This window comes from Rhizobium sp. SVR5-2C, from assembly GCF_056755115.1.
In genome coordinates this window covers 1-274 of record NZ_JBNDHT010000395.1, presented here as the reverse complement: position 1 = coordinate 274, position 274 = coordinate 1, and the positions used below count along the sequence as shown (strand labels likewise).

1 pseudogene is annotated in these 274 nt (G+C 54.0%); it reads right to left on the bottom strand.

From position 1 onward, the window contains the following. Positions 1-212, bottom strand: a pseudogene (locus tag ACPYOI_RS36240) (homocysteine S-methyltransferase family protein); the annotation flags it as partial. Positions 213-274: the final 62 nt, after the last annotated feature.

The following is a 274-nucleotide window of genomic DNA, read 5'->3' as shown; positions in this document are numbered from 1 at the left end:
AATGCCACCGACCGGTCGTTGGCCGCGAGCAGCCTGTCGCGGTCGTAGCCGAGCTTTTCTCCCCAATCCGAGTTTGCGCGCCACGTTGCGGTTTCGAGGATTATGCCGTGGCCGTAACGCACGGCAACGTCGATATATTCGCGGTAGCAGCGTTCGAGTTCTTCACTTCCGGCCTGATCGAAAAGAAGTGGAAATACGGCACTGTATGGCAAATCGATATTTCTCTTATAGGATAGCGTTGTGTTCATGCTGGCGTTTGTCAGGAATATTCCGG